5 protein-coding genes are annotated in these 8053 nt (G+C 56.2%); 4 read left to right on the forward strand and 1 reads right to left on the reverse strand.

Going from position 1 to position 8053, the window contains the following annotated elements:
• Positions 1 to 341 precede the first annotated feature (341 nt).
• From NZK35_RS16780 to NZK35_RS16795, 4 genes are all read left to right on the forward strand, one after another.
• A complete protein-coding gene (locus tag NZK35_RS16780) occupies positions 342 to 755 on the forward strand; it encodes a GntR family transcriptional regulator (protein WP_259633688.1) in 414 nt (137 codons plus the stop codon).
• A 71-nt stretch (positions 756 to 826) separates the two neighbouring features.
• A complete protein-coding gene (locus NZK35_RS16785) occupies positions 827 to 1777 on the forward strand; it encodes an ABC transporter ATP-binding protein (RefSeq protein ID WP_259633689.1) in 951 nt (316 codons plus the stop codon).
• On the forward strand, positions 1774 to 4305 hold the full coding sequence (locus tag NZK35_RS16790; RefSeq protein WP_259633690.1) for an ABC transporter permease: 2532 nt from the start codon (positions 1774 to 1776) through the stop codon (positions 4303 to 4305). The genes NZK35_RS16785 and NZK35_RS16790 overlap by 4 nt, the downstream gene beginning before the upstream one ends.
• A complete protein-coding gene (locus tag NZK35_RS16795) occupies positions 4289 to 5557 on the forward strand; it encodes a hypothetical protein (RefSeq protein WP_259633691.1) in 1269 nt (422 codons plus the stop codon). Before NZK35_RS16790 ends, NZK35_RS16795 begins: the two co-directional genes overlap by 17 nt.
• A gap of 308 nt (positions 5558 to 5865) precedes the next feature.
• On the opposite strand, the gene NZK35_RS16800 is transcribed toward NZK35_RS16795, so the two are convergent.
• Positions 5866 to 7734, reverse strand: coding sequence for a RecQ family ATP-dependent DNA helicase (locus tag NZK35_RS16800; RefSeq protein WP_259633692.1), 1869 nt, complete (start codon positions 7732 to 7734; stop codon positions 5866 to 5868).
• Positions 7735 to 8053: the final 319 nt, after the last annotated feature.

Consider the following 8053-nt stretch of genomic DNA (forward strand, 5'->3'; position numbering starts at 1 on the left):
GGGCGAAAGCCTGGACACCAGCGCGACCGCACTTGCCGGAAATTTAGGCAGTGGGATCGGTTGGTTCGCGGCAGTCTTCGGCACGAGAGACTCGCTCAATCTCGTCGACGTTAACGATTCCCAACCCGGGTCCTGGTCACCGATGAATGCGGTTAATCCTCCGATTGCATGATTGCGATCCAACATGGGCAACTGAGCGAGAAAACCGTTGCGGTGATTGGCGACTAGCCGCGGGCGTCAATGTAGCCGTGATTCTTCTCGTCGGCCTCTCGCTTGACACCCCAACCTTCCTCCCTTACCATCTAGCTAGTACACCAGTTGGCCGTAGATGTAGCGAGTCGATGCTCTTCACGATTGATCCTTCCAACGGCGTTGCGATTTATTTGCAAATCGTGCGTCAAATCAAATTTGCGATCGCTGAACGGACATTGCGGCCCGGGCAGCTGCTTCCCAGCGTCCGCGCGCTCAGCCAGCAGATGACAGTCAATCCGAACACCGTCACCCGGGCGTTACAGGATTTGCAAGCCGAAGGCATCGTCGAGACACTGCGCGGCAAGGGAATGGTCGTCTGTGACGGTGCGACCGCGACCTGCCGTGTTCAACGCAAAGAGATCATTGCTGATCGGATCGCCGGCGTTTTAACCGAAGCCCTCTCCGCCGGGCTGTCGGGGAAAGAAGTCCAACAGATCGTTTCACGCAAACTGAAGACTTTGGAGGGAAACGTGGCTGTGATTAGTTCACCGGTTCCCGACTGAATTTGAATTTCCCATCGAGTTCTCTGACTCCGCCACCGCTTCCAGCACACTATTCACGCGGCATTCGATTCATGAATCACATCATTCAGACATCCGATTTGACAATGAGTTTTCGGGGTTGCGATGCGTTGCGCGGTGTGACGCTGAACGTCGACGAAGGGACTGTTTTTGCCTTGCTCGGCGAGAACGGGGCCGGCAAAACGACGCTCATACGCATTTTGACCGGGTTTCAGCTGCCGACATCGGGGACCTGCCGGATCATGGATCTGAATCCTGCGAAGGATGCGTTGGAAATCCGACGCCGAACGGGTTATGTCTCCGACGCGCCCGCGCTCTATGACTGGATGGGGGTCGGTGAGATCGGATGGTTCGCAGCCACACTATACGACAACCAATTCTTACCCCGCTATAAAGAGTCGATCCGGCGGTATGAGATTCCCGAAGACCGAAAAATCCGTCACTTGAGCAAAGGGCAGCGTGCGAAAGTTGCGCTGTCGCTCTCGCTGGCTCACGATCCTGATTTACTGATTCTGGACGAACCGACATCGGGGCTCGATCCGATGGTCCGCCGTGATTTCTTGGAAAGCATGATCGATCGCGCGGCCTCCGGACGAACGGTGTTTCTGTCCAGCCATCAGATCTCTGAAGTGGAACGGGTGGCGGACGTCATCGCCATTCTGCACGACGGCAAAGTGCGTGTTTGTGAACCGCTGGACAAGTTGAAGGATTCGGTGACCGAAGTGGCGATCAGTTTGGAAGACCCGCTGGTTGCGCTGCCGACACTTCCCAAGCCGGCCGAGGTGCTTGACGAACAGAGCTATGGCCGGCAACGCAGCATGGTGGTTCGTCACTATGACTCCGAGATGCACGACTTGCTGGCGTCACGCGTGGGCGTGAACGGTGTTTCCGAGCGAGCCTTGTCGCTGGAGGAAATCTTCATTGCCTTTACCGGCAGGTCCCAGTCGCCCAAACCAGTCGAGAATGCTGAGGTACCGATGGTGATCGAAGGAGGCCTGGCATGACCGAAGGATTCACGAACAACCGGGGCTTGGTTTGGAAAGAAACGCGTCAGCTTTTTCCACTGGTCGCGGCGCTGTTTGCCGTTGGCCTTGTCTTGATGCTCGTCTGGCAAATGTCACCGGATGGCATAGACGCGATGCGTCGATACGCACACTACATTCCACTGGCGTTGCCGGGATTGTTTGCCGTCGGAGCGGCCGCAATGACGGTCGGTCAAGAACGTGATCAAAAGACGATCGATTGGCTCACCTCGATGCCGATCTCACCGGGTCGATTGATCCGAATCAAGCTGATCGTCTGCACGGTTGCACTCGGTGTGATGTGGATCGGTTGCTGGGCACTGATCAAAATCGAATTGATGCTCGGTGCGTTTCCGGGCGGGTTCAGGTTTCCGCTTTTGCCAAACTTGAACCAAGACACGCTGAGCACACAAGTCATCGCGTTTCTCTCCTGGCATTTGCACACCTTTTACATCTTGGTTTGTGGATTCTATACCAGCTGGCGAATTCGAAACTCTTTCGCAAGTCTGATCGCCATCATTCCGTTGGCGTTTGCCCCCTTTGCAGTCGTCCACCTTGGTGAATCGATCCGCCGGATGCGTGTCGGAACGGCCTACGTGGACCCGCTGATTTCGGATTCTGCGGCCTTGGCGGTCACGTTGATTGCAACCGTCATTGTCGGTGCACTCGCATGGAGGGCGGCAATCCGCGTCCTATCGCCCGCGAAAGCGGACAAGGAGTCTGGGGACGCACATCGATTTTCCCCCTATGCCGTGTTCGGTCCATCCGCCGAGACACAGCGACGTGTTCCTGACCAACCGTTCCGGTCAACCACGTTGGCGATGTTACGGCAATCGTTCGGCAGCAATCGACTCGCGTTGTGGGGGATTTTATTGATGATTTTGGCGGGCGTGGTTGGTTCAGCCGGCGGTGGCCTGCCGTATGTTGGAAGCTCACGCAGCGGCGGCACGGTGCTCACCTTCATCGGCCTGTTTGGCGTCTGTTGCTTGGGCGTGTTCGCGTTTTCCGGTGACGGCAAAGCGGAGCGTCTACGCTTTTTTTCCGATCGTGGTGCTTCGCCGGCAAAGCTCTGGCTGGGGCGACATCTGTTGGCCGTGGCTGTATTGGGGTTCGCATCATTGCTCTATCTCTTCATTGGTGTGATCGGCCAATCGATTGAAAGCGCAGACAGACGTTACCTTTATGTTCCGCCGCTAATCGTCGTCATTCTTTTGGCGGTGTACTGTTACAGCATTTCACAATGGGTCGGTCAAACGATTCGGGCGTTGTCGATTTCGTTGATGGTGGCCCCCGCGGCATCGGTCGCTTCTCTGTTCGCGGCCGGCGTGGTGCTTTCCCAAGGCGGCACGATGACGATCGGCACGACGACGATCGGTGTGGCAATCATCATTGCGATGGCTGTGCTTTGGTACTTTTTGCCGCTCGTCGCGACATTGATGTCGATGCGAACGTATGCCGACGGCGTGCAGGGACGAAGATTATTTGCAAAGTCCGTTCCTGCACTCGTTCTGTTTCTCGCGATTCCATTGATTCCGCTCACGACGGAGTATTTCAGCTATCCGTCCATCACGAGCGCGCAACGACGTTCGCTGGCGCAACAGGCATCGAAAGCCAACGCGCGCGGAAGAATGCCGAGCAACAAGGTTTCTTTCCAGACGCCGAACGGCAACTTTCAGCTTCCAGACGTGAATCGGCCGGTCGGCAACACGTCCGCCCTAGGTTACGACGACCGGGATTTCTCCGCCGCACACTTGGCAAATCTCTATGCCGATGACGCTCAAGAGCAAGTCGCCATGTGTGAACCCAATACGCTCAATGGAATTCTATCGCTCGCGTCCTTCGCAAAGGTTCAGTTTATTCAGTCGCCCGATGACGAGAAAGCTTTGGCTGAGCTGAATGATTGGTTGGATACAATGACGAAACTGGCGCGAAGGCTGAGACGAAGCCCGCGGGTGATTGATCAAGACCACGCCGATGCGATCGTCAGCTGGGTCGCAGACTTGCTTGACAACCATCAATACCAAAAACACTTGGACCAGCCGGCTGCGCAGTCAGCACTGGATCTAGTCGCCGACACACAGGGATGGTCGGATGCTCGCCGCCGGGCTGTCTTGGTTTCGTGGTACGACTGGCATGAAAATCTTCAAAGCGGAGCACCCGCGGATCAGTTTGGTGGATACCCGATTAACGCGTGGTCGGGTATGTACCGCGGCGGATTGGGGCGGTGGCTCTTTCGAAACCACATGATCGACTCGATTGCGTTCCATTTGCTTGAGCTGTTGGAGGCCGAAGAACAAGGACAATCGTCGGTACAGCAACGGAAGACGCTGCATGAATTGGTCAGCGGAAATTACCAAGAGTTTGAACAAGGTCCGTACAGCGACCGAGCGCGTCGCAAGGGTGCCTCGCAAGCTGCTTTGCTGAATACCGAAATTCGATCTAAATATCCCGGTGCCCAGTGGTACGCTGCTTGGGAAAAGGAGTTGACGCAGAATGCAATCACAAATTGAAAAAACATCGCGGAAACGCATGACGCGGCTGGAACGCAGATGGTTGATTGGACTGATTGCGCCTCCTCTCTTGATGGCAGCGGCCGTTGTTTTGGTCATCGCATTCGTTGTCAAAATGGCGTGGGACGACCAGCACGATGCAACCGGACCAGGATTCGGGTTGAAGACAGCCGACGAAGCAGTAGTCTACGACGCCGATACATCGACGGACCTTTCGGCAAGGTGGGAAACGTTAGCGTTCGCGGTGCAAGGTCTGGAAGTTCGGTTTGACGGGTTGTTGGAAACCACCGACAAAGCCGGCGCATTTCAGATCGCTCCCGATGTATTGCATCAGTTTTCGAATGAAGCACAGCCATTGATCACAGAAATGAAACAGTTGCTTGCCGATGAAACACCGGTTTGGGACCCCAGCGTCGTTGGCTCGATGTGGAGCTTCGAAACACATGGATCGCTTCCCTTCATCCATCTGTTTGAAATTGAGTTTCATGCCGCCATTGTCGACAAGGATGCTGATCGCGCGTTGCAAACATTGCAACTGTTGGTCGACATCGCGCCTGCGCTGGACTATTTCGACGCGTTTCATTTCTATGTGTGGCATCGAACCGCAAGTGGCACGTATCAACGATTGATCGCTGAATCACTCCATGCCGGTTTTTGGAACGAGCCCGACCAGCTGGCAAAACTACAGGATCAGGTAACCGCGTTTCAGCGGCTGAGCGCCGACCGGGCGGGATTGTTCGAATCTTGGGACCATCCGTCAACCCTCGACTTGCACAGTGCAAAGTGGGATCACCGATTCGACAACGATTTGAAAAACAGATCGCTGATCGCGAAGCTTGCCGGCGTGCTGATTGATGACGGAACTGCACGGGAATTGAATTCTCATCGAATGTCAACGGAAGAAGCAATCGGTTCAGTGGAAACGGGATTGAGAATGACACGAACGGCGATCGCGATCAAACAATATCGACTGCAGGAGCAACGCTGGCCGTCGATGTTGCCGGATCTGGAGAAGATCGGGCTCGGTTTGGATGACTACACCATGACCGATCCGAAGTTTGAGTTTGGTTACCAAGTGGATAACGACGGTTGCGCCAAGATTTGGATTCCAAACGATGCAAACGGCAAACCGCAATCCCTGCCCGACGCGATACCCACTCGGGTGAAGAATGACGACCATTACAACCGACACATTTACCACTACCGCACGATTGCGGTTTGCGCCTTGCCTGTCGTAGCGGCAACGCGGTGACGCATTTTTTGGCGGTAGGGCGCGAGCCCAATGTCACTTTCTTTAGCTCGAAAGGTGCCAACGGAACGCCGCGAGCGGGCTGTCGTTTTTGTGAGCCGCGACGCGTAAGTGGCCGGGCACAGTGACGCCCGCCCGAGGCCTTACGGCCAGCGGCTCACCATTGAACCAGCAGATCTCGGCTAAATCGACAGCCCGCGAGCCGTCCGGTTGCAGCTCGAAAACACCACGAAAGACCGGAGGGCTTGCGCCCTGCCGCTAACAAGCAACCGACGTGTTAGCGGGATTCCGAGCGGCGTCCGGCGAATCTGCTATCCGCTACACGCCAGGGTGATGCGGATTTCGTCGTAGCTGACTTCGCCGTTGAAGTGATCAAAGATCGGTTTCATTTTTCCGTCACCGGCCAAATGCTTGTTTGCCAAGACGCGCTGGGCCGTTTCAGGTTTCACCCAGGGCGTCGGATCATTGATGCCGTGATGCCGGATGTAGTCGGCCAGATACTTGACCACGGTGCTTTGGGCGCGGGACATCTTTTGCGCGACCGACTCGATCGAATCGCCCGAACGAAAGTAATCAAACGCGGCCAACGAGCTGATGGCGGGGACAAAGGAGTCACTCCCATCGGCAGACTTCTTGCTGCGTCCGGTGGCCGTCAACTTGGGCGTCCCTTGGCCACGCAGCAGACGCCGGCCTGATTCGGTCGGCGCCAGCGTCTTGTAAGAACCGCTGCGACACAGGTATTTCTGGCTGATCAGCTGTTGGATCCAGACCTTGATTGCCATCGGACCGTGGTCGCCGAGTGCCCCGAAACGGTTCAGCCGGTCGTGATTGGACTGGACGATACGTTTGTCGGATTTTCCCGCCAGCACGCGGGCGACATATCCGGCGCCGTACTTTTGTTTCAAATCCTGGACACAGGCAACAATGGTTCGCCCGATGTCGGCCGACCGTTCGTGCAATTCCAACTCACCCAAGCAGACGTCACAGGCACCGCAACGCATCACGCCGTAGTCTTGTCCGAAGTATTCGACGATCGCTTTGTGCCGACACGTGACGTCGTTGCAAAGTTCAAACATGGCCTGCAAGGCATCCCGGGCGACTTGGCCGGCTTCGCCGTGCATCACGTCGCTCCAGACCAGGAAGTCTCGTGGGCTGTGAAGCAAAACACATTCTGAATCCAAACCGTCGCGACCGGCTCGACCACTTTCCTGCTGGTAGTGCTCGACGGACTTGGGCATCCCGGTGTGGATCACAAACCGGATATTCGATTTGTCGATTCCCATGCCAAAGGCGATCGTGGCGACGATGATGTCACAGCGTCCCTGCATGAAACTGTCTTGGTTCGCCTTCCGCTGCGGAGCGGTCAGGCCGGCATGGTACGGTTTGGCTTTCAGTCCCAGCGTTCGCAGCGCCTGGGTCGTCGTGTCGACTTCGCGACGGCTGAGACAATAGATGATGCCCGACTGGCCCCGATGACGATCGACGACCTCCATGATCTGCTGCATCTTTTGCCCGGCACGGATCATCCGATACGTCAAATTGGGGCGATCAAAATTCCCGACCAGAAAACTCGGTTCCGAGAGCCCCAATTGGCGAGCGATGTCGCGGCGGACGGGCTGCGAAGCGGTGGCGGTAAACGCATGAACGGACGCCTCGGGGAACACCTGCTTGAGCGTTTTGAGCTGCTGATACTCCGGACGAAAGTCGTGCCCCCATTGGCTGACGCAGTGCGCCTCATCGATCGCGAAATAGCGGACACATTGCTGCTGCCGCAAGAAACCGAGCGTCTTGGGAGAGAGCAAGCGTTCGGGGGCCAGGTACAGCAATCGAAGGTCGCCATGACGAATCCGATCGGCAACGTCGCGCTTTTCCGTTTCGTCTTGCGTGCTGTTGACGAAGGCCGCCGGGACTCCCTTTTGCTTCAACGCGTCAACTTGGTCCTTCATCAATGAGATCAGCGGCGACACCACGACTGCCAAGTCGCCGGCACCAGAACCTTTGCTCCCGTGAAGTCCGCTGCACAAGGCAGGGGCTTGAAAGCAAATCGATTTACCGGCCCCGGTGGGCAGCACCGTCAGACTGTCGCGACCTTCCAGAATGGTCTGAATCGATTGCTCTTGAAGGGGGCGGAAGGAATCGAAGCCCCAGAATTGTTTCAACACGCGCCGTACATCATCCATCGGTCTCTCCCAATACTTGTGTGCAAATGACAAAAGTGAATCGGGTAGTCCGATGCCTCGATGCTGACTTCAGAATGGCGGTTCCAAAATCAATTCGCCGAGCGGCGATCAGTTCGCTGGGCGAATCATTGCAATTTCACCAGAACAAGTCAACCATTTTTTACCGGACGACTCCGGCGGGGCGTGTTAGCGGTCGGCGCGGGGTGAGTTCAAAACCTTCACGCGTCACTGGCTCACGCCCAATGCCATCTACTTTGGCACTAAAGGTGTTAGCGGAACGGCGCGAGCCGTCCGGTTGCGCTTCAAAAACACCGTGAAA

This window comes from Stieleria sedimenti (assembly GCF_025060895.1).
In the GTDB taxonomy this organism is placed as follows: Bacteria; Planctomycetota; Planctomycetia; order Pirellulales; family Pirellulaceae; genus Stieleria; species Stieleria sedimenti.